18 protein-coding genes and 1 tRNA gene are annotated in these 22,139 nt (G+C 57.6%); 3 read left to right on the top strand and 16 right to left on the bottom strand.

From position 1 onward, the window contains the following. Positions 1-93: 93 nt before the first annotated feature. The 6 genes from CHR62_RS02525 to CHR62_RS02500 all read right to left on the bottom strand — a co-directional run bounded on the left by CHR62_RS02525 (position 94) and on the right by CHR62_RS02500 (position 5,295). Positions 94-684: a 50S ribosomal protein L25/general stress protein Ctc gene (locus CHR62_RS02525; protein WP_093969648.1), complete on the bottom strand. Its 591-nt coding sequence runs from the start codon at positions 682-684 to the stop codon at positions 94-96. 104 nt (positions 685-788) lie between these two features. Next, positions 789-1,739, bottom strand: coding sequence for a ribose-phosphate pyrophosphokinase (locus CHR62_RS02520; protein WP_173862506.1), 951 nt, complete (start codon positions 1,737-1,739; stop codon positions 789-791). A gap of 126 nt (positions 1,740-1,865) precedes the next feature. After that, positions 1,866-1,942, bottom strand: a tRNA-Gln gene (locus tag CHR62_RS02515). Between the two features lie 10 nt (positions 1,943-1,952). After that, complete coding sequence (gene ispE / locus CHR62_RS02510; RefSeq protein WP_123659903.1) at positions 1,953-2,906, bottom strand: 4-(cytidine 5'-diphospho)-2-C-methyl-D-erythritol kinase; 954 nt, start codon at positions 2,904-2,906, stop codon at positions 1,953-1,955. 7 nt (positions 2,907-2,913) lie between these two features. Next, a complete protein-coding gene (gene lolB / locus CHR62_RS02505) occupies positions 2,914-3,498 on the bottom strand; it encodes a lipoprotein insertase outer membrane protein LolB (RefSeq protein ID WP_123659950.1) in 585 nt (194 codons plus the stop codon). A gap of 24 nt (positions 3,499-3,522) precedes the next feature. After that, positions 3,523-5,295 carry a tetratricopeptide repeat protein gene (locus CHR62_RS02500; RefSeq protein ID WP_093969651.1) on the bottom strand — a complete coding sequence of 591 codons (1,773 nt, stop codon included), beginning with the start codon at positions 5,293-5,295 and terminating at the stop codon, positions 3,523-3,525. Positions 5,296-5,379: 84 nt separating this feature from the next. On the opposite strand from CHR62_RS02500, the gene mutM reads away from it, so the two are divergent. After that, the gene (mutM, locus tag CHR62_RS02495) at positions 5,380-6,207 is read left to right on the top strand and encodes a bifunctional DNA-formamidopyrimidine glycosylase/DNA-(apurinic or apyrimidinic site) lyase (protein WP_123659902.1); all 828 of its coding nucleotides are present in this window, start codon (positions 5,380-5,382) and stop codon (positions 6,205-6,207) included. A 44-nt stretch (positions 6,208-6,251) separates the two neighbouring features. Here mutM and CHR62_RS02490 read toward each other — a convergent pair whose 3' ends face one another. Beyond that, a complete protein-coding gene (locus CHR62_RS02490) occupies positions 6,252-7,664 on the bottom strand; it encodes an FAD-binding oxidoreductase (RefSeq protein WP_123659901.1) in 1,413 nt (470 codons plus the stop codon). A gap of 83 nt (positions 7,665-7,747) precedes the next feature. On the opposite strand from CHR62_RS02490, the gene CHR62_RS02485 reads away from it, so the two are divergent. Next, positions 7,748-9,139: a phosphomannomutase/phosphoglucomutase gene (locus CHR62_RS02485; RefSeq protein ID WP_123659900.1), complete on the top strand. Its 1,392-nt coding sequence runs from the start codon at positions 7,748-7,750 to the stop codon at positions 9,137-9,139. Here CHR62_RS02485 and CHR62_RS02480 read toward each other — a convergent pair. From CHR62_RS02480 to coq7, 9 genes are all read right to left on the bottom strand, one after another. Further along, on the bottom strand, positions 9,128-11,395 hold the full coding sequence (locus CHR62_RS02480; protein WP_123659899.1) for a glycosyltransferase: 2,268 nt from the start codon (positions 11,393-11,395) through the stop codon (positions 9,128-9,130). The genes CHR62_RS02485 and CHR62_RS02480 overlap by 12 nt on opposite strands. Beyond that, positions 11,388-12,509, bottom strand: a complete 1,122-nt coding sequence (locus CHR62_RS02475; protein ID WP_123659898.1) for a glycosyltransferase family 4 protein — start codon at positions 12,507-12,509, stop codon at positions 11,388-11,390. The genes CHR62_RS02480 and CHR62_RS02475 overlap by 8 nt, the downstream gene beginning before the upstream one ends. Next, positions 12,506-14,416 carry an asparagine synthase (glutamine-hydrolyzing) gene (asnB, locus tag CHR62_RS02470; RefSeq protein WP_123659897.1) on the bottom strand — a complete coding sequence of 637 codons (1,911 nt, stop codon included), beginning with the start codon at positions 14,414-14,416 and terminating at the stop codon, positions 12,506-12,508. Before asnB ends, CHR62_RS02475 begins: the two co-directional genes overlap by 4 nt. 13 nt (positions 14,417-14,429) lie before the next feature. Then, positions 14,430-15,545 (bottom strand): glycosyltransferase family 4 protein, encoded by a 1,116-nt coding sequence (locus CHR62_RS02465; RefSeq protein WP_123659949.1) that lies wholly within the window; start codon positions 15,543-15,545, stop codon positions 14,430-14,432. 70 nt (positions 15,546-15,615) lie between these two features. Next, the gene (murJ, locus tag CHR62_RS02460) at positions 15,616-16,947 is read right to left on the bottom strand and encodes a murein biosynthesis integral membrane protein MurJ (RefSeq protein WP_233574813.1); all 1,332 of its coding nucleotides are present in this window, start codon (positions 16,945-16,947) and stop codon (positions 15,616-15,618) included. A gap of 1 nt (position 16,948) precedes the next feature. After that, on the bottom strand, positions 16,949-17,974 hold the full coding sequence (locus CHR62_RS02455; protein ID WP_123659896.1) for an SDR family oxidoreductase: 1,026 nt from the start codon (positions 17,972-17,974) through the stop codon (positions 16,949-16,951). A gap of 9 nt (positions 17,975-17,983) precedes the next feature. Further along, positions 17,984-19,258 carry a Vi polysaccharide biosynthesis UDP-N-acetylglucosamine C-6 dehydrogenase TviB gene (tviB, locus tag CHR62_RS02450; protein WP_093969661.1) on the bottom strand — a complete coding sequence of 425 codons (1,275 nt, stop codon included), beginning with the start codon at positions 19,256-19,258 and terminating at the stop codon, positions 17,984-17,986. Positions 19,259-19,275: 17 nt separating this feature from the next. After that, a complete protein-coding gene (locus CHR62_RS02445; RefSeq protein ID WP_123659947.1) occupies positions 19,276-20,382 on the bottom strand; it encodes a glycosyltransferase in 1,107 nt (368 codons plus the stop codon). 517 nt (positions 20,383-20,899) lie between these two features. Continuing rightward, on the bottom strand, positions 20,900-21,562 hold the full coding sequence (gene coq7 / locus CHR62_RS02440) for a 2-polyprenyl-3-methyl-6-methoxy-1,4-benzoquinone monooxygenase (protein ID WP_123659895.1): 663 nt from the start codon (positions 21,560-21,562) through the stop codon (positions 20,900-20,902). Between the two features lie 153 nt (positions 21,563-21,715). On the opposite strand from coq7, the gene CHR62_RS02435 reads away from it, so the two are divergent. Continuing rightward, positions 21,716-22,138, top strand: a complete 423-nt coding sequence (locus tag CHR62_RS02435) for an OsmC family protein (RefSeq protein ID WP_123659894.1) — start codon at positions 21,716-21,718, stop codon at positions 22,136-22,138. The last annotated feature ends 1 nt before the right edge of the window (position 22,139 follow it).

Raw genomic sequence — 22,139 nt, 5'->3', positions numbered from 1 at the left:
CTATCGTAAAACAAAACCCCTGGCGGAGAACCGTCAGGGGTTTTTTTGCACCCGGTGACTACGCACACGGGTACGACACAACAGTGCAAGCGATTACTCGGCTGCAGCTTCGCCAGCTGCACCACCCTTGACCATGGCAACAGCCAAAGCGGGGTTGGCATCGCCACCGTGAGCAACAAACGTTACACCTTTAGGCAGTGTAATGTCGGCCAGGTGAACAGTTTCGCCGGCAATCATTTTGCCCAGGTCAACTTCGATGAACTGGGGCAGGTTGCCTGGCAGGCAGCTGATTTCGAGCTCGTTCATGACTTGGCTGATGAGCGCACCACCCAGTTTGACCGCAGGCGATGCATCGCCGTTGATGAAGTGCAGAGGCACTTTAGTGTGGATGATGTGGCTGGCATCGACGCGCTGGAAGTCGACGTGCAGGACCAACTGCTTGAAGGGGTGCCATTGCACAGCACGCAGCAAAACTTTTTGCGATTTGCCTTCGAGGTCCATTTCGAGAATCGACGCGTGGAATTCTTCTTTACGAAGTGCGTGATAGATTTCGTTGTGATCGAGCTCGATGTTGATAGGGGCCTCGGGGCCGCCGTAAACAATGGCTGGAACACGACCGGCGTTGCGCAGGCGGCGGCTCGCACTCGTACCTTGGACGCTACGCAAAGTGGCATTAAATTTCATGGATAAAGCTCCGGAATAAAGGGCACTACGCCCCGTTAAAAAACAGCCATGAAGGCTGCAGTTACCTGCGGGCTGCCGCGACCAGCAAACCCGCAGTAAAAAATTTAATCGACAAACAACGAACTGACCGATTCGGCGTTTGAAATACGCAGAATGGTTTCGCCCAGCAACGACGCGCACGACAGCTGACGGATTTTGCCGCAATTGCGGGCGGCTTCAGACAGCGGGATGGTGTCGGTGACGACAAGTTCGTCGAGATCGGACGACGTGATGCGCTCGACGGCCTGACCGGACAAAACCGGGTGGGTACAGTAAGCATATACGCCCAACGCACCACGCTCTTTAAGCGCTTGCGCTGCTTTGCAAAGCGTACCGGCGGTATCAACCATGTCGTCCATGATGATGCAGGTACGGCCTTCGATTTCGCCAATGATGTTCATGACTTCGGACACATTGGCACGCGGACGACGCTTGTCAATAATGGCAAGGTCGGCCTCGAGTTGCTTGGCCAGTGCACGAGCACGCACCACGCCACCAATATCGGGCGAAACAACAACGACATCTTTGTAGTTACGACGCCAGATATCGCCCAACAAAATGGGGCCGGCGTAGACGTTGTCGACAGGGATATCGAAAAAACCCTGAATTTGGTCGGCGTGCAGGTCCATGGTCATGACGCGATCGACGCCCACAACCTGAAGCATGTTGGCCACGACCTTGGCCGAAATTGACACACGCGCAGAGCGCGGGCGGCGGTCTTGGCGCGCATAACCAAAATACGGCAGCGCCGCCGTAATACGACCGGCGGAAGCACGACGCAGGGCGTCGACCATGACCATGATTTCCATGAGGTTGTCGTTCGTGGGTGCGCACGTAGGCTGCAACACGAAAACATCTTTACCCCGGACATTTTCATTGATTTCAACCATGACTTCGCCGTCGGAGAACCGGCCTACTGTCATTTTCCCGAGGGACATGTCGAGGTGGTTGACGACGTCGACGGCAAGGCGAGGATTAGCCGTGCCGGTAAAAATCATGAATCTGTCTTGTGCCATGATGGATGGGAGGTAGTTGCGAAGCGTTAAATAACAAAAGCTGTTGACCCGCACACCCTTTTTTATGGGGCCGACTCAACAGCTTGTATTAACTGCAAGCCTTTGAAAGGCTTTACACCAAATTTTTGGCTGGGGAAGAAGGATTCGAACCTTCGCATGCTGGAATCAAAATCCAGTGCCTTAACCAGCTTGGCGATTCCCCACCTGACTGTTTTACCAGTTGTACAACGGGTGATTAGCTAACCCGGGGCATACCCAAGTACTACTCACTGCCGCTGTGCTGCCGTTTTCATAGCACGCTATTTTACCGACAATTTTTTCCTGAAAGGCTTCGGCCTGGCTTAATGTTACAAACTCGACAAAAAGACAAGCGCCTGATCCTGTCATTCGTGGTGTTACCCCAAGGCTTTCGATAAAGCGGCTGGCATTTTGTACCGCCGGGTACTTTCCAAAAACAACGGGCTGCAAATCGTTTCGACCAAATAAAGCGTTGTTTGCATTACTGCCAACCTTCTTTTTTTGCTCAACCGATTCTTGCCAATCAGTAAAGACCGTTATTTTGACGTAATCTGTATTCCTTGTCAAATCGGGCGACGAAAAAATTCCTGCGGTGGGCACAGACTGCGTCGGTTGCACAACAACATAAGCCCGGTCAGGCATGGGCACCGGGCTAAGAACTTCGCCTATGCCTTCGGCAAACGCGGGCTGCCCAAAAATAAAAACAGGCACGTCGGCCCCCAAGGGCAACGCAAGCTGCATGAGTTGGTGACGGGTCAAGCCGGTACCCCACAACCGGTTAAGCGCAATGAGCGTACTTGCCGCGTCGCTGGAGCCCCCGCCCAAACCGCCCCCTGACGGAATGTTTTTTCTGTAGCTGATTTGTGCACCAAATGAAGTACCCGATGCCTTTTGCAAAGCCATCGCGGCCTTAACCACCAGATCATCTTCGGGCGCAATGCCCGGAAAGGTGGTTTCACATACGATGCGACCATCGGTGCGCAGATCGAAATCGAGGTAATCGTAGAGGCCAATAAAACGAAAGACGGTTTGCAGAAGATGATAGCCGTCGGGACGACGCCCCACCACATGCAGAAAGAGGTTTAACTTAGCGGGGGCCGGTACGTCGTATAACGCTGTGACACCAGGCGCGGGGGCTTGCAACACCATGACAGCCTTAAGAAGCGTCGACAACCAGGCGTACGCTGATCGACCTTTGGCCTTCGGTACGCTTAAGCTGCAACAAGCCTGGCCCCAGGTTGTCGTAACGCGACAACGTCACCGACCAACCGTCTTGCACAAAACGCGTCAGGCGGCCTTCGGCATCAGTTTCGCGCGACTGCACCAACCCCTGCCCCGTACGCCCCCTAAGCCAGTCGCGCAGACCCGCAACCGGAATAGCCACGCCGACGACTTCTTGCACCAGGGCATCGGCGTTAGGCGCCGTTTGCGTTGTGCCATTGCTGCGCGTTAACACGGCCTGCCCAGGCAATACTTCAACCCGAGCCAAGGTGCTGCCCAGCGGGTTGGCCAGGTCAAGCAACAAACGGTGGCCCGCGTCATACCAGGCAAAACCACCCTGCACGGCTTGCGGATTGACGCCGACCTCTTCGACCGACACAGCGAACCGGCCGCTACGCTGAAAAGCCGGATCGGCGGACTGCACCTGAATGGCCGCGGGGGTAGCGCACGCCGCCAAAATGGCGGCAACCCAGACGACCAGAACACTGCGAAACCAAAGACGGTAACGCCCAAGGCGCATTGATAGACCCGTGCCGACAGCCAATTACTTCACCCCGAAACGACTAAGCGTTTTCAGCAAGGTGTCGTTATTCGGGTCTTTTTCGCGACCTTGCTCCCAGATTTTCAGGGCATCGTCTTTGCGCCCCATGGCCCAATAGACCTCGCCCAGATGCGCTGCAACGTCGGCGGCGGGCAAGGCGCGGAATGAACGCTCGAGGTATTGCACCGCCGCGGCGTAATCGCCCGTACGGTACAAGTACCAACCAACGCTATCCAGAATATAGGGGTTATTGGGCTCTAGCTGAAGCGCCCTTTCGAGCAAGGCCTGCGCCTCGTCCAGACGGATATTCTGGTCGGCAAAGGTGTACCCCAACGAATTAAAGGCATTGGCATCGTCGGGCTCGAGCACCATGACTTCACGCATGAGGCGCTCGAACGCCTCGAAATTGCCCTGGCGTTCGTAAAGCATGGCCAGATCGTATTTGATTTCGGCGCTATTAGGCACCGCCGCGTTGGCCTTGGCCAAGGTGTCGATGGCCAGGTCGGTGCGACCGCCGTCGCGATATATGGACGCCATCGACATGGCCAGCACGGCACGCTCATTTTCGCTTTGAGGCGAAATGGCGTCGATGGTTTTACGAGCTGCAGTCAGATTGCCCATGCGGCCATACAGCACGGCTTCATGCACGCGCACCTGAAACTCAAGCGCAGGCTCATCGATTTTGCGCAACTGCGCAATAGCTTCGGGCAAGTTGTTTTCTTGCTCGGCAATACGCACGAGCATCAGCCGGGCGTCAGACGTATCGGCGATGGCATTACTGGCCTTGTCGTCGAGCGACTGGCGCCGCTGGGTTTGCACATTGATGTACTCGTTAAGCAAAGCCTTGGCCGCACTGTTATTACCGGCCCTGAAATTAACTTCGGCTTCGGTGTAGAGCAAGTCGAAATTTTCGGGGCTGCTTCGGCGCATTTGCTGGACTTGCCGCAACGCGGCGGCATAATCGCCGCGCTCGGCAAGCCGCGACACCAGCATCAGGCCAAGCCGCCCGCTTTGCGGGTTGCGAGCAATAAAGGCTTGGGTAGCGGCAATGGCCGCCTGCGGGTCGACCTTAAGACCGTATTCGAGGATGCGCTGGGCAGCCTGCTCGGACGAGGGATCGAGTTCGAGTGCACGACGGGCATCGCCTAGCGCGCGCTGCGTATCGCCCCCCGCCCACGCGGCATCGGCCAGCGCCAGATAGGTAATAGGCAGTTTGCGAACCGGCTCGCGCAAAGCGGCGTCGAGCACTTGATAGGCTGCGCGCTTGTCGGCCAGCTTGCTGACAATAGCCGCCGCCTGACCCACTGCAGCGTCTTTATCGTCGGCCTTTTCGATGCGCGTCCAGAGTGCGGCGGCCAACCCTTCGGTTTTCCCGTTAGATGCGGACAAGGCCAGTGCGCTGGCAACGGCTTCGGGGTCGTTGGGCGCCATTAGAGACCACAACTGAGCAGCCTGATCGGCCAGCCCAAAATTGCGACTCACCATGGCAAACTGGAACGCACGTTTGGCCAAACGCGGATCGGAGGTATCGCGCGCCGCGCCGAGCAGCAATTCGCTACCCAAGGTAAGGTCGCCACGCTGAACCGCAAATTCGGCCACCATCAGGCGGTATAGCAGTTCGGGCGTTAGCGTGACCGTGGGCAACGCATTAGGCCGCAAATGGATTTGCTCGACAGGTGTGGAAGGCGCATCGCCGGGCGCCGCGTGCGCCGCAGCAGAAAACTGCAGCAATGCCGCCGCCACAACAGAGGACAGCAGGGAAATCGAAAGTTTCATTAACAAGAACCGTCACAATTGCGCCGATAATACTGCGCCTGATGGCAAAATAACATAAAGCCGCATAGACCGTAGCCCCCCAATATGCCCGAATTACCTGAAGTTGAAACTACCCGTCGCGGAATTGCGACGGTCATGCCCGGACAAGCGCTCAGAGCCCTTAATGTCTTTGAGCCGCGTTTACGCTGGCCGGTTCCCTCCGACTTACCAGACCGGGTCAAAAACCAGGTCGTACGGGCTTGCGAAAGGCGCGGAAAGTACCTGCTGATTGCGTTTGATCATGGCGTAATGATCGTCCATTTAGGGATGTCTGGGTCGTTGCGCCGGGCCCTGCCCGACGAACCGGCAAAAAAGCACGACCATATCGAATGGCTGTTTGACGATGCCCGGTTTTTACTGCACGACCCCCGTCGGTTTGGCGCAGTGCTATGGCACGACCTGGCCGATGGGCCCGTGCTGACGCACCCGTTGCTGGCCAAGCTGGGCATCGAGCCCTTTGACAACGCCTTTACGCCCCAATATTTATTTAACGGGTTGCGCGGCCGCACACAAAACATCAAGCAGGCCCTGCTAAGTGGCGATATTGTGGTGGGGGTGGGTAATATTTACGCCTCTGAAGCCTTGTTCAGGGCCCGCATCAACCCGCGCATCAAGGCCGGCAGCCTTTCGCTGGCGCGCGCCGAACGCCTGTGGGCAAGCATCAAGTCGACATTGTCAGACGCGCTGACCTCGGGCGGCAGCACGCTTCGCGACTACGTTAATGCCACGGGTACGCCAGGCAGTTATTTCGAGATACACGCGGCCGTATACGACCGCGTCGGCCAACCTTGCCGCGTGTGCCAAACACCCATCAAGCGCATTGTGCAAGGGCAGCGCGCCACCTACTATTGCCCAAACTGCCAGCGCCGTTGATAGCGACGCTGCAGCCCAAGAAGTGCGGACTAGAGGTTGGCAAGCTACACCAGCACCTTGCCCGGATTCATGATCCCTTTGGGGTCGAACACCGCCTTGATACGGTGCATCAGCGTCATTTCGACCGGATCTTTATACTGGGGCAAGACATCGCGCTTGAGCTGACCCACGCCATGCTCGGCACTGATCGAACCGCCTAACCGATACACGCTGTTGTGCACCAGTTCGTAAACCTGGTCTTGCAACGCCAGCAAATCATCTTCTGATAGCTTGCTACCACGCGTAATGTTGTAGTGCAGATTGCCGTCGCCCAGATGGCCAAAAATAACGTGCCCCAACCCTGGAAAACGAGCCTGCACAGCCTTGTTTGTCGTTTCGATGAACTCGGCCATTAGCGACACAGGTACCGACACGTCGTGCTTGATGCTTTTACCCTGCATTTTTTCGGCCAGCGGAATGCTTTCACGCAAGTGCCACAGGGCCTTGCTTTGGGCGATGTTTTCGGCAATGACAGCGTCGATGACCAGACCGGACTCGATGGCGCTGCCAATAATGGTCTCGAAACGTTCGCGGGCGTGATCTGCACTTTCGGCGTCGGAAAGCTCGAGCAAGGCATACCAGGGCAGTTGCGCCGACGCCCCTTCGAACGGCAACCGCTGTTGCGGGAAGCAATCGTTGACCGCTTTGAGGCAATTACCGGCGATCAGTTCGAACCCGGTCAGGGCGGGCCCAAAACCCTTGCGGGCCACCGACAGCAGAGCCACCGCGTCTTGCACGCTGTTAACCCCCACCAACGCCGTGCATTGCGCGACAGGTAAAGGGTAAAGCTTGAGCGTTGCCGCTGTAATGACACCCAAAGTGCCTTCGCTGCCGATGAACAGGTCGCGAAGATCGTAACCGGTGTTGTCTTTGCGCAAGCCGCGTAAGCCCTGCCAGATCTGGCCATCGGCCGTAACGACTTCAAGCCCCAGCACCAGGTCGCGCGCATTGCCGTAACGCAACACCTGCGTACCCCCGGCATTGGTGGCCAGATTACCGCCAATGGTGCAGCTGCCCTCGGCAGCCAGCGACAGGGGAAACAGGCGGTCGGCATCGCGGGCCGCCTGCTGCACCGTCTGCAAGATGCACCCCGCCTCGACGACCATGGTGTCGTTGTCGACGTCGATACTGCGGATGCGATTGAGCCTACCCAGCGACAAGACCACGGCGCGGCCAGAGTGGTCGGGTGTGGCCCCGCCGCACAAGCCGGTGTTACCCCCTTGCGGCACCACCGGCACGTTATGTTGATTGCACCATTGCATAACGGCTGCGACCTCTTGAGTCGAGCCCGGCCGGACCACGGCCAGCGCGGCGCCGGTATAACGGCCTCGCCAGTCGGTTAAATAACTTTCGGCATCGGCGCCGGTCAGGACATTGGGTGCGCCAAGCAGGCGCACAAGTTCATCAAGCTGGGTCATGGCTTACCTCGTAGACATACATTTTCCATTTTAAGCCTATGCCATAATTGGACCGCTTTTAACCCCACGGTTCATCAGGATCTATTGTGACGACCTCTTCCTTTCCCGACGCTGTTTTTAAAGCCTACGATATTCGTGGCACAGTCCCCGAACAGATTAACCCCGACTTTGCCCATCACCTGGGTCTGGCGCTGGCTCAGCAAGCCATCAGCGAAGGCGTTGATACGCTGGTCGTGGGTTACGACGGTCGTCTGAGCAGCCCTGCGTTGTCGCAAGCGCTGCGAGGGGGCATTCAGGCGGGCGGCGTCAACACGCTGGACCTGGGTTGCGTACCTACGCCACTGGTTTACTTTGCTGCACACACTAAAAAAACCGGCTCGGGCGTGGCAATTACAGGCAGCCACAACCCGCCCAATTACAACGGTTTCAAAATGATGATGGCCGGGAAAACGCTATATGGCGCGGGTGTGCAAGCACTGAAAGCCTCCATGAACCAAGATGGCTTGCACGTTGCTGCGACACCCGGCAAGGGCGCAAATTACGCCCCCATTGCCGACTACATCCAGCGCATTGTCGGCGACATCAAACTGGCACGGCCCATGAAAATTGCCATCGATTGCGGCAACGGTGTCGGCGGCGCCGTGGCGCCCGAGCTGTTCCGGGCGTTGGGTTGCGACGTTACCGAACTGTTCTGTGAAGTGGACGGCAATTTCCCCAATCACCACCCCGACCCGGCCGACCCGCACAACCTCGAGGACTTGATCCAAACGGTTAAAGCCACCGACTGCGAACTGGGCCTGGCCTTTGACGGGGACGCCGACCGGCTGGGCGTGGTCACCAAGTCAGGGGAAATCATCTGGCCCGACCGCCAACTCATTTTGTATGCTCAAGACGTACTGCGACGCGAGCCCGGCGCCACCATTATTTTTGATGTGAAATGCAGCCGCCACGTTGCCCAGTCTATTCGTGCCGCCGGCGGGCAACCGCTCATGTGGCAAACCGGTCATTCGATGATCAAGGCCAAACTGGCCGAAACCGGCGCGCCACTGGCCGGCGAAATGAGCGGCCATACCTTCTTCAAAGAGCGCTGGTTTGGGTTCGACGACGGCTTGTACACCGGTGCCCGACTGCTGGAAATCGTGTCTCGTCAGGCCGACGCATCCGCACTACTAGAGGCGCTGCCTCAGGGTGTGTCAACACCCGAGCTGAAGATTGAGATGAATGAAGGTGAGCCGCACGCATTGATTGCGCGACTTCAAGCCGACGGGCGTTTCGCAACGGCAACCGAAATAAACACAATCGACGGCGTTCGCGCCGAATATAACGATGGTTTCGGGTTGGCTCGCGCCTCGAACACCACCCCGGTTGTGGTGCTGCGCTTTGAGGGCGACAATGCGCAAGCGCTGGAACGCATCCAGGCCGAGTTCCGTCAAGCGCTTTCGGCCTTGGCGCCTCACGCCCAGTTACCGTTTTAACAACGACTCGTACAACTGCAAATGGGCCTGCTGCACTAGCCGAATATCAAACACGCGTTCGGCCAGTTGTCGGCCGGCTCGGCCCATTTGTTGGCGTAATTCAGGGTTTTCGGCCAAGCGCACCACCGCCTCGGCCAGCGCCTGCGCGTCGCGCGCGGGCACCAGCACCCCGGTTTCGCCAGGCTCAATGGCATCGCGGCAACCCGGTACGTCGGTCGTCACCACCGCGCGGCCGCTGGCCGCCGCTTCAATCAACGACTTGGGCAGACCCTCTCGGTACGAAGGCAGTACAGCGATATGCGACGACTGGTACAGCTCGGCAATATCCGTGCGCTCGCCCAAACACTCGACCACGCCCTCTTGTTGCCAGGCTTTCAGCGTCTCTTCGTTGACGCTGGCAGGGTTGATCACGTCGGGGCTACCTACCAGTACCCAACGTAAACCCGACGGATGCCCACGCGTGAGACGCGCTGCCTCGACGAACTCGTTGACCCCTTTGTCGTGCAACAAGCGCGACACCATAATGGCCACGGGCGCGCCACTAGGCTCGGGCAATGCAGGAAACTCGTTCAGATCGACCCCCGACCCGCGGATCATGACCACCTGCCCCGGCCTTAATGCCCCGGCTGCCTGCAACATATCGCGGTCACCACTATTCTGGAATATGACCCGACTGTGGGGGTGGCCGAGCGCCAATCGGTACAAACGTGTTGCCGCCCAACGAATAAGGTTACGTTTAGGGTCGCCCCCGGTAAACACAAAGCCAAGCCCGGACACCGCCCCGATAAAGGCCGGCACTTTAGCCAGGCGCGCCGCTATCCCGCCGTATAACAAAGGCTTGATCGTGACGGCATGAACGATGGCGGGACGCTGCTGAATAAACAAACGGCGAAACGCCAACATGGTCAGAAATTCGCGAAACGGGTTGCGCCCGCTGCGCGACATGGGGATGACATGGTGGCGGAAACCCAAAGCCTGGATTTGCGGCACAGTCGGGCCATCCATGGTCGCGACATGCACGTCGAACCCAGCCTCGCGCGCGGCTAGCGCCAAGGGCAAGCGGTGCGACAGGAAAAAGGCGGGGTTATTGATCGCAAACATCAGGCGACGGCGACCAGCCAATTCGTGCCAATGCGCACGGTAGGCTTCGACCATCGCCGACAAACTGAAGAATCGCGCCACACGCTCACGCCCTTTTTGAAGGCGGGTTGCCATATCGGGCGTTCCCAATTGCGCCAAGGCCTGATTTAGCGCGTCGGACAAGGCCTCGCTGTTTTGAGCAGGCGCAACCCAACCCAGGGTACTGACAATGCGCGACGCATCGCCGACATCGGTAACCACATTGGCAACGCCCACGGCCATGGCTTCGGCCACCACGTTGGGAAACCCTTCAGCGCAACTGGACAACACATGAATATCAAGCGCTTTCATGATGTCGGGCACATCGTCGCGACGCCCCAGCAGCAATACCCTGTCGCGCAGGCCATACCGTTCAATAAGCGACATGAGCTGTGTATTGTTTTCGTCAACCTGATGGCCGACCAGTACCAACTTTAGTTTGGGGTGCGTTTGCGCACTACGCGCAACGGCAGCCAATAAATTGGCGTGATCTTTCAGTGGGTTCCAGCGCGCAATACACCCCACCAAAGGTGTATCGAGCGACACATGCAGCTGCGACCGCATGCGCAAACGCACCTCAGGGTCGGGTTTCCAACGCGACAGGTCGTATCCGTTGGGGATAACGCGAAAAAGGTTGGCCCGGTATCCCCACGACTTATGACGGTGGGCGGCGTTATCGGCGCAAGCCACAATGCCCGCAGGAATAACGCCTGAAGTACGAGCGCACAGCCACGCAATGGCCCGACTGACACGACTGGCCTTGTGCAAGTTGGCGCCCGAGTTGCGAATACCCCAGGACACCGCCCGAATACCGGCGAGGCGCGCAACCACGCCGCCCACCAGATCGGCGTGGTACATCCAGGTTTGTACGACATCGGGCGACAACTGGCGCAACAAGCGATACATTTCGCGCAGACCAGACCAGGTCAGCCTGCCAGAGGGCATGTCAAGCGTCAGCACATTAACGCCGGCCTCGCGTAATCGGGGACCAAACACGCCGGCGTCGGTCATGGAAATGACGGTATGACGATCTTTTTGTTCGGGTGCCGTCAACAAACGGTGCAACACGGTTTCGGCACCACCGTGCCCCAGCCCCGAAATGATATGAACGATGTGCAGAACGGTCGTATCAGTCATTGTGCTTTGTAACCCTGGAAAGAACCCCGCCCCATTGCTTGACCACAGCAGGCAGGCTGAATCGGGCCCGCACCGACTGCGCCGCCACTTTACCCAGCTTTTGCCGTTGAGCGGCATCGCCCAGCAAGGCGCGCAAACCCGCGACAAACTTGTCTTCGTCGCCTAACGCCACCAACACAGCATGTTGACCGTCTTCGGTCAGTTCACGCGGACCACTGGGGCAGTCGTACACAACAGCGGGTAGCCCAAGCGCCATCGCCTCGAGTAATACATTGGGAAACCCCTCTACAGAGGACGTCATGACAAACGCACTGGCCTTTTGCAGCTCGATCCACGGCGACGTCGTGCGCCCCGGCATATGCACCCTACCCGAAAGCCCCATTTGCTGGACCTTTAATTCGAGCCCTTCACGCATGGGGCCGTCGCCAAAAATATAAAGATCCCACTGCGGGAAATCGGTGTGAATGCGCGAAAACATGTCAATCAAACGGTCGAATTGCTTGTTGGGCATAAACCGACCCATGGCGACAAGACGGAAACGACCGCTGTCATCGGGCATAAGCGACGAAAGCGCCATGCCGTCGAGTTCCGGCGGCATCGGATTGGGCAGTACGTCGAGACTGGGCATGTGCGGCACCATCTGTGCAAAAGCGCTGGCCGTTGCCTGGGTTTGAACGCAAACCGCCGCTGCGCGTCGGTACAGCCATCGGCGCAACATCGACAATACAGGCCCACTACTGTCGCTGAATGCCGGATTGGTACGCTCGCATACCACGACAGGCACAGTCAGCCCCCAAGTGGCCAATAACGTCATGACGTTGACATTGGTCAGGAAGGAAACAACAACATCAGGCTGCTCGTCGGACACAAACCGGCGCATCTGGCGTAACTTTAAAAACGGGGAACGCCACGAACGAGCGCCGGCACCTAATCGATCAGCCAACCATTCAACCCGCACATTTGATGCCAGCGGATAAAAACTATGTCCCTTGACGGGGTAGGTCGGCATGAGCAGCACGTGATGCCCCTGCGACGCCCAGGCGTTGCACAGCGTTGCCGCAACACGTTCGGCACCGCCTGCATTCATCGAGCTGACCAGGAGCACGATTTTCATGCCGAGAGGCCTTCGTTCGATTGCGCGTCAAGCCAGGCCTGCGTCATTAACACCCCCCATAAATGGGCGCTCCAATCATGATGCCCCGCTAAATGCGACTGCCATTTTTTCGTGACAGGCTCGGCATTGAAAACACTATGGCGCGCCAGGTGCGCTGGGTCGAGCAAACTTTGCGCCCAGTCTTTTAACGGACCGCGCAGCCACTGCCCGACAGGTACGCCAAACCCCTTCTTGGGCCGGTCAATGAGCACTTCGGGCACACGGCGATAAAGCACTTGCCGCAACAACCATTTGCCCTGCCCATCGCGAAACTTGTATTGCGGCGTCAGACGCTGCGAAAACGCATACACGCGGTGGTCCAGTAAAGGGACGCGCGTTTCCAGGCTGGCGGCCATTGCGGCTCGGTCGACCTTTACGAGGATGTCATCAGGCAGATAAGTCAATGTATCGAGCAGCATCATGTGATCGGAAAACGGCAGGCCACTAGGCTGGTCGAACACTGTGGGCGCCAGACGACCGCCGTTAATCACGGCAGAAGGGTCTTCCCAATACGACACAAACTGACGATAAAACGGCCCCGAGCCCTCGGCGTGCATCAGACGACCGAATTTATCGAGCTGCCCGGCACCGTTGCCAGGCCAAGCGCGACCGAGCGTTTGTGCCAGCGAGCCAAATGGCCTGCGCATCAAACCCGGCATGCTGCTGCGCTTGTCCCACCAGCGCTGCGCACGCTGATAACGCGAATAACCGCCGAAAAGCTCATCGCCCCCATCGCCCGACAAAGCGACCGTCACGTGCTGACTGGCCATTTGCATCAGCAACACGGTGGGGATCTGGGAAGAGTCGGCAAAAGGTTCGTCGTAAATGTCAGGCAACCGCGGGACGACATCCAGGGCATCTTGTGCCGACACATACAATTCGGTGTGCCGTGTTCCCAGGTGCGCAGCCACCTCACGCGCATATTCGGCCTCGTTGAAGGCGGGCTCGTCGAAACCAATGGCGTATGTATTGACGGCGTTGGCGCTCAGCGCTTGCATCAGGGCTACAACCAGCGACGAGTCGACACCACCGGACAAAAAGGCACCCAAAGGCACGTCGGCCATCATTTGACCGCGAATCGCCGTCATCAACACTTCTTCAAGCGCGTCAACGGCATCCTCTTCGCGCGAAAAACTCAGCGCCTGCGACTTGCTTTCTTCGGCCACCTGTCGCGCCGACCAATACGCCGAGGCCGGCGGCAAATTGCGCTGCCGGCAGTCTTCGACGGTCAGCGTAATGTAGTGTCCGGGCGGCAGCTTTTTAATGTCTTCGTATACGCTGAATGGCGCCGGAATATAGTTGTGACGCATCATCAGCGTCAGTGCGGTTTTGTCGAGTGCGGTGTTGAAACCGGGCATACCGCGCAGTGCCTTGAGCTCGGAAGCAAAAACCAGCGCTTCGCCGGCATGGCCCCAATACAGCGGCTTTTCGCCCATGCGGTCGCGTGCCAACGAGAGCGTTCGGGCATCGCGATCCCAGACCGCAAAAGCAAACATACCCACCAACGACCGCAATGTGGTTTCGAGCCCCCAGGCGGCAATGGCTGCGAGCAGGGTTTCGGTGTCGGAGTGGCCCCGCCAGTCGGGCGCCTGACTTTGCACCTGCAACAGCTCGCGCAATGCCAGATGATTGTAAATTTCGCCGTTGAGCACAACCACATAACGGCCGCAAGCCGACACCATGGGCTGATGACCGGCTTCGGATAAGTCGATGATGGCCAGCCGCACATGACCCAGACCAATATTGGCGTCGGCGTCCTCCCAATAGCCCTGACTGTCCGGCCCACGATGCTTCATCACCTTGCGGCTGTTAGCCAGAACATTCTGCCGGTCGTTCAGCGGGCCCCAGGCCCCAACAATTCCACACATAATTACCCTTTTTTCAGGCTGTTTTACCCGGATCGGCGGCGTCGACAAATACCTGACGCCACAGCGCCATGACCCGGGCCGACGAAAAGCGGTCGCGCACATCGATGGCGCGCCTGGCCATGGCTTCGCGTTTTTGCACGCGGGACATCAGGTCGGACAAATGGGCCGCCAAGGCATCGACATCTTCAGACGGGCTGACCAAAACACCATCAATGCCGTCACGGACGATTTCCCTCGGGCCTGTTTCACAATCGAAAGCTACAGCGGCCAACCCACTGGCCATCGCTTCTAGCAAAGTATTCGACAACCCTTCAACCCTCGAGCTGAGGACGTAAAGATCGGACTGCTCGTACCAGTGGCCGACGTTACCGACGCGACCTGGCATCGTAACCCTGTCGGCCAGACCCAGCGCTTCGATTTGCGCTTGTAGGTTTTCGCGCTCGGGCCCCTCGCCCAACAAGGTCAAGTCCCAATCGGGCAAATACTTTGCAATGGCGGCGAACGCGTTCAATAGAAGATCAAACCCTTTGTGCGGGTGCAGACGGCCAACCGCAAGTAAACGCTTGCGACCGTGCCGCTCGGGCGGTTCGACGCACGGATCGGTCGCATCAAGCGGCCAGCGTACCGCATTGGGGATGACGCAAACCTTCGAGCCCGGCACATGCTGCGACAACCATTGCGCCGTGCCCGATGTAAGCGCGACCACCCGTGCAGCGCGAGGATAGGCCCAGCGACGCATGCGCAACCAGAAGGTTGACAGCTCTTGCGATGGCGGGTGCGTGTGTTCGGTGGCAATGACCCGACACGGCAACCCCCGCGCAGCGGCCACAGCCAAGACCGATGACGTCGTCATCATGCCCAGCACGAGCGTAGGCCGCACACGCCGGATCACGCGGCGTAATTTCATCACACGACGCATGTTGGCCAACAACGCACTGACCCGCCCCCGGCTGGCCCCGGCTGTACCCAGCACAATACGGCTAATGCCCGCTTGCAGTGGATAGGCATCGGACGACGCATCGGCCTGGGTAACCACGGTGACCCGATAGCCCTGGTGGTACCAATAGGCCCCCAGGTCGGCTGTGACGCGCTCGGCCCCACCCCCACTCAGGGAGTGAATCACAATCATCAAATGCGGCGCAGACTTCTTTTTAGACACAACCCAACACAACCCAAAAATACATTGAAAACCATACGGTTTAAGGCCGGTACCGCAAGGCCGCAACCGCATAGCATACATAGGACGACGCATACATGAAGGCGGTGGCCAACATGATGCCCTGCGCGCCATACACTGGCGCCAGAACCGCGTTCATGGCCGCCTTTACGGCAAAGTTTGCCACTGCAATGGCCGCCATGACACGATAACGATTTTGACTGGCCAGCAACTGCACCAGAATCAACACCCCGAAATAGAAGGGCAACTGCAACAGCCCCCATCGCAATACTTCGGTTACGCGCTGCGTATCGTCGGCGCTAAAAGCACCACGCTCGAACAACAGCGCGACCCCATAGGGCGACAGCCACCAGCCGGCTGCCGTCGCGACGACACCCGCGGCCAGCATGACCACCGACCACTTAAGCGCAACGCGCCTTCCGTAAAGAGCGTCGCCCCGGCTATGAATATCGGCCAACACGGGCAAAGCCGCCCGCCCAACCGACGCCGCACCCACGCCAAGCACTAAGGCCAACAAGCGCGTAGCATAGCCAAGCGTGGCGTTGGTGTTGTCGCCCAGCGACGCCGCTGTGTATTGATCGATGGGGCCGACGAAACTCATGGCCACCTGCCCGATAAGCATGACGCCTGCCGCCTTGACCAATTCGGGCCAGTGCGAAGACCCAAACCCGAATCGCGGCATGGCCAATGTTTTATCAGCCCGCCCCGCCAACCAGAGCAACAGTACCGACTGCAAAAAGTACCCGACCAGCGTACCCCACAACAGCGGCCCCACGTTGTCGACGACTCCGGCCAGCAAGACCCAGATCAAAATAACCACTGCCGGCACACTATCAAGCAACGTATTCAGATGCCGCTCGTGGGCACGCAAACGGGCAGCACTAATCCCTGCAACCAGGGTCAGCAGCGCCGCTGGCGCAAACGCCCAGGTCAGCTGCAAACTCATGGCACGGGTTTGAGGGCTTAACCCTTGCCCAGCAATCTGGAGTACCCAAGGCCACGCCAAGTAAATCAATACGGCCAATACCGTGCCCAGCGCAATGGACCAGGCCTGAAGTTCGGACAAGAACCGGTTACGCGCCTGCTCGGGTTCGCGCCGCGTGCGAACCAATACAGGGATGAGAACAACCGACAGGACACCCACTAACGTGACGGGCAGCCAACTGGCCAGCGTCAAGGTGAACTGATAGGCATCGACCGCATCGGACACGCCATAACGGTAGGCCACGGCCATTTCTTTGGCCGCCCCCGCAAACTTGCCCAGCAACAAAAACATCGCGACCCGCAGTGCTGCTTTGGCGATGCGCTGGTGATCGTGACCCAGCCGGGCAAGTTTTTGGGACAGGAAACTCAAATCAACCCAGGAATTGAACGTACCAAGGCATGGCCTTTTTCAAGCCGTTGACAATATCGTAAGCCGGGGCATAACCCAGCAAGCGTCCAGCCTTGCCAATGTCGGCTTGCGAATGGCGAACGTCGCCGGCACGGAAATTGCCGTAAACAGGAGACTTTGCATACTGGATGCCGTTCTCGGACAATGTTTGCGCCAGATACCCGAACAACTGGTTCAGGCTGGTACGCGCATTGAAGGCAACGTTATAAACCTGATTAACAGCTTCACCCGTTGCGACGGCCGACAATATATTGGCCTGAATGACATTTTCGATGAAGCAGAAGTCTCGGCTGGTTTCGCCGTCGCCATTAATGGTGACGTCTTGATTTTTGATCATGGCGGCCACCCATTTCGGGATGACTGCGGCATAGGCGCCATTGGGGTCTTGCCGACGGCCAAACACATTAAAGTAGCGCAGACCAATGGTATTGAACCCGTACGAACGCGCGAATACGTCGGCATAAAGTTCGTTAACGTACTTTGTGACAGCGTAGGGCGACAGCGGGCGACCAATACGTTCTTCGACCTTAGGCAAGGCCTCGTGGTCGCCGTAAGTAGAACTAGAGGCCGCGTAAACAAACGAGCTGACCTGCGCATCGCGGGCTGCGACCAGCATATTCAAAAAGCCGGAAACATTCACCTCGTTGCTGGTGATGGGGTCGTTCAGCGAGCGAGGAACCGACCCCAGTGCTGCCTGATGTAAAACGTAGTCTGCGCCCTGCACGGCCTGACGGCAGGCGTCAAGATTACGGATATCGCCTTCGATAAAACTGAATCGTGCCCAGGCTTGCTGACCCACGTTTTTGCTGACCTCGTCGAGGTTGCGCTGGTGACCCGTAGCGAAATTATCCAGCCCGACCACGGACTGGCCCTGCTCAAGCAAGGCTTCGACGAGGTTGGAACCGATAAACCCGGCACACCCGGTGACCAGCCAACGTTTCGGCTGGGCACGCAGGTTATCGAGGACTTCTGAATAACGTGTCGTCATGCCCGCCCCTTACAGACGCAGATCGGCTTCGTCGGCCGACAACACATACTTCAGGTCGTAAAGCACATGATCGGGCTTACCCAAAGCGCGAATGGCCTGCGCGCCCATTTCGACAAACTGATGGTGCGAGACCGCGAGAATGATAGCGTCGTACTTGCCATTGACGGCCGATGGTACAGGCGTAATGCCGTATTCGTGCACAGCCTCTTCTGCCGACACCCATGGGTCGTAAACATCGACCTCAATGTTGTATTCGCCAAGTTCACGAACGATATCGACCACGCGGGTATTACGTAGATCGGGGCAGTTCTCTTTGAAGGTAAGACCCATCACGAGCACACGCGAACCCTGCACCTGAATGCGCTTTTTGGTCATGGCCTTGACCAGCTGAGAAACGACATAGCTGCCCATGGCGTCGTTAAGGCGTCGGCCCGCCAGAATGATTTCGGGGTGATAGCCGATAGCCTGCGCCTTGTGGGTAAGGTAGTAAGGATCAACGCCAATGCAATGCCCACCCACCAAACCCGGGCGGAACGGCAGGAAGTTCCATTTGGTGCCTGCTGCTTCGAGTACAGCCTGCGTGTCGATGCCCATTTTGTTGAAAATCAGGGCCAGTTCGTTGATAAGCGCGATATTGACGTCGCGCTGGGTGTTCTCGATAACTTTGGCGGCCTCGGCAACGCGGATGGACGGCGCTTTGTGCGTACCGGCCACGATGATTTCACCATAGAGGGCATCGACCAGGTCAGCCACTTCGGGGGTCGAGCCGGATGTCACCTTTTTGATGGTGGACACGCGGTGCTGCTTGTCGCCCGGATTGATACGCTCGGGGCTGTAACCCGCGTAAAAATCGACGTTGAATTTCAAACCCGAAACCCGCTCGAGCACAGGCACGCAGTCTTCTTCGGTGGCCCCCGGGTAAACCGTAGACTCGTAAATAACAATATCGCCGCGCTTGAGCACTTTACCAATGGTTTCGCTGGCACGAATCAGCGGTGTCAGGTCGGGTTGCTTGTAGTCGTCGATGGGCGTGGGCACCGTCACAATAAAGACATTGGCCTGACCCAACTGGGAAGCTTCGTGACTGAATATCAACCCGCTGGCTTCGGCAAGTTCAGATTCTTCAACTTCGAGCGTGTGATCTTTACCCGTTTTCAGTTCGGCAATACGCCGCGCATTGATATCAAAGCCAATAACAGAACGCTTTTTACCGAATTCGACGGCCAGAGGCAGGCCCACATAGCCCAGGCCAACCACAGCAAGTTTTACGTCTTGAAGTTGCAAAATTGATCTCCAGAAAATTATTTAGTGTGACGACCGATAGACGGCAACAGTAACCAAGAGGGGCGACGCCAAGACACAAGGCGCGAGTAAATCCAGATGTAGACCGACGCAAACACAACAAGGCTGATGCACAGGATCAGGGTGTTGTCCCACCAGATAGTGGCCGGCACCAGCCCAATAAGCGTCAGCACCCACAAATAAGGGGATGTCATGGCATTGCACAACGCGGGGACCGCGTGACGGCCATCGCGACTGAACGTAACGCGTACCAGCCGACGAAAGACCAGTTGATGCAAATGCAAGGCGTCGGGTTGGTCGATCGGCGTACCGCGCTTGAAGCGACGACGCCAAATTGAGAAGAGGGTTTCGAATACGGGGTAGAACAAAACCGCCAGGGCATAAAAAGGCGACACCCCGGGGTTACGGACCACCAGCTGGACCGCCAGCTCGGCCAGCATAAAACCCAGAAAATACGCCCCGCCGTCACCCAAAAACACGCGCCCGAACGGGAAGTTCCAGACAAGGAAACCCAGCGTGGCGGACGCCAGCGCCGCAGCAATAAGAAAAATGGGGATGTCTTGGACTTGCAGCGCCACCAAACCGATGGATACAGCCATGAGCGTCGCCACCATGCCAGCCAGGCCGTTCATGCCATCGACAATATTGAGCGCATGCGTACAGCCGCCCACCGCCACCATGGTGAACAACAGCGAGACTGGCCAATACGCTAATAGCCAGTCGACGCTGGAGAACCCGACCCGTGAAACCCCACCAATAAGCCACCAAGCAATGGCAGCCGACAAAAAGGCTGCTAACAGACGCTTGCTGGCGCCGATATCTTTGGTGATGTCTTCAAGGAGGCCCGCGACGAACACTGGCATGGCTGCGATAAACAGCACCGGCCAAAGCCAGGTAAGCGTCATATTGCTGGGGCCCAATACCAGCAACCCCGCCAAACTACCCGCAACGACAGCAAGCCCGCCCACGCGCGGCGTGGCCCGCGAATGCGAAGCCTGAGGCTTGTTCAGGTCGGAATCGCCCGTCAGCTTGCCGTGCCAGCGCTCGGACGCCACAATAAGACCGCCCACCATGAAGGCGACGATACAGATGTAGAGCCACGTCAAGGTGTCCCAAGTTTGAGGAGAATTCACAAATTACCTACAACGCAATTCAGATAAACGCTAATTATGCAGTGGATCTGTAACAATGGTGCCACTTGCATGCAATAAGATGCTACTGAAAATTGTTACCGTATTTAAAAATGGAACACCCGGGCAAAAAAAAGCCCGAGATCGAGAGATCTCGGGCTAAATCCACCAAAGGAGGAGGGTGGAGGAGACAACCTGGGCATGCCGGGCTACGAAGGCACTTGCCTGAGCCACACTGCGCTAAAACTAGGGTTAACCCCCTTGCGCTGCGTTTCGACATCCGATAGAAGCATTGTATTTAAACTTTTGTTGCGTTGCAAGAAAAATTTTATTTTCCTGCATTTTTACAACAGCCACTTTAACTTGCTGCGGCCTGTTCAAATACGTTTAAGCTTCAAACATTAAGCAAATTGTAGACTAGGGCAAACCCTAGGTCAATAGCTTTTTTGCAGCTTTTTGTTTTGTTACAAAAAAGGCGTATACGTGCGAGACACTACACACGGTATGCCGTGGTGGTCATTATTTTGGCCATGAATTTCATGCCTGCTTTAAGCGGGCCCGGCAACGGCACTGCCCCGTTTTTTTCGGCCGTTTGGCGATGACTGATTTCGTCGTCACGCATTTGCTCGACAATTTTGCGCGAACGCACATCGTTATCGGGCAGCATCGACAAATGACTTTCAAGGTGGTGCTCGACCTGGGTTTCGGTTTCGGCCATAAACCCCAGGTTACGGCCTATGCCGGCACGGCCGGCAACCACCCCTAGCGCAAAAGACCCGGCATACCAGAGCGGATTCAGATGGCTGGGTCGACTATGGAGCTCTTTAAGCCGGTCGGCGCACCACGCCAGATGGTCGACCTCTTCGCTGGCCGCGTCGTAAAGCATATTTCGCGTTGCAGCATCGCGACAAAAAAGCGCCTGCCCACGATACAACGCCTGCGCACATACCTCGCCAACGTGGTTGACTCGCATCAAGCCTGCTGCATGCTTTTGTTCGGTTTCGGATAGCGCGCGATCTACTGCGGTAGGCCGACCAGCCGGATTGGGCCTTGAAGCGTGAACGGCGCCGGCCAGAACCTCAAGCGCTCGCCCGGCCTCGGCCAGACATTGATCGACCGGACTGAACTGGCGTTGCATGGGTTTAACAGCAGTCATACGAACATCCTTTAAAGACAACATGGCGGCTTGAGGCGTCGCAAAGGCCCGGCCGGCTGGCATACCTGAATTCTACAAAATACCCGCCCAGCGCGGGGCACGGCAAACGGCGATGATAATATTGAAGCTTTTCTTCGACGCTGGATTTTTGCCATGGAATGCACAATTGACTGGGGTGGCCCCGAAGGCATGCTTTTTGTTGCCCGTACCGGTAGCGGGCACGTGACCGCGATGGACGGCGCGCCTGAAGGCGGCGGCAACAACCTGGCTCCGCGCCCTATGGAAATGATGTTGACCGGTGCAGGCGGCTGCGCCGCGTACGACGTGGTGCTCATATTAAAGCGCGGCCGACACGCGGTAAGCGGTTGTCAGGTCAAGCTGACTGCCGAACGCGCCGACGCCGACCCGAAAGTCTTCACGCGCATCAACTTTGCCTTTACCGTCACGGGTGCCAACCTGCCCGAAGCCGCCGTCGAGCGCGCCGTAAAGCTGTCACACGAGAAGTACTGTTCGGCGACAGCCATGCTGGCCAAAACGGCCGAAATCACCCACACCATTACCGTCGTCAATACCTGAG

Source organism: Pusillimonas sp. NJUB218 (genome assembly GCF_003788685.1).
In the GTDB taxonomy this organism is placed as follows: domain Bacteria; phylum Pseudomonadota; class Gammaproteobacteria; order Burkholderiales; family Burkholderiaceae_B; genus Neopusillimonas.
Note: the sequence above shows the minus strand (reverse complement) of the source record. Positions and strands in the feature narration are given on the sequence as shown.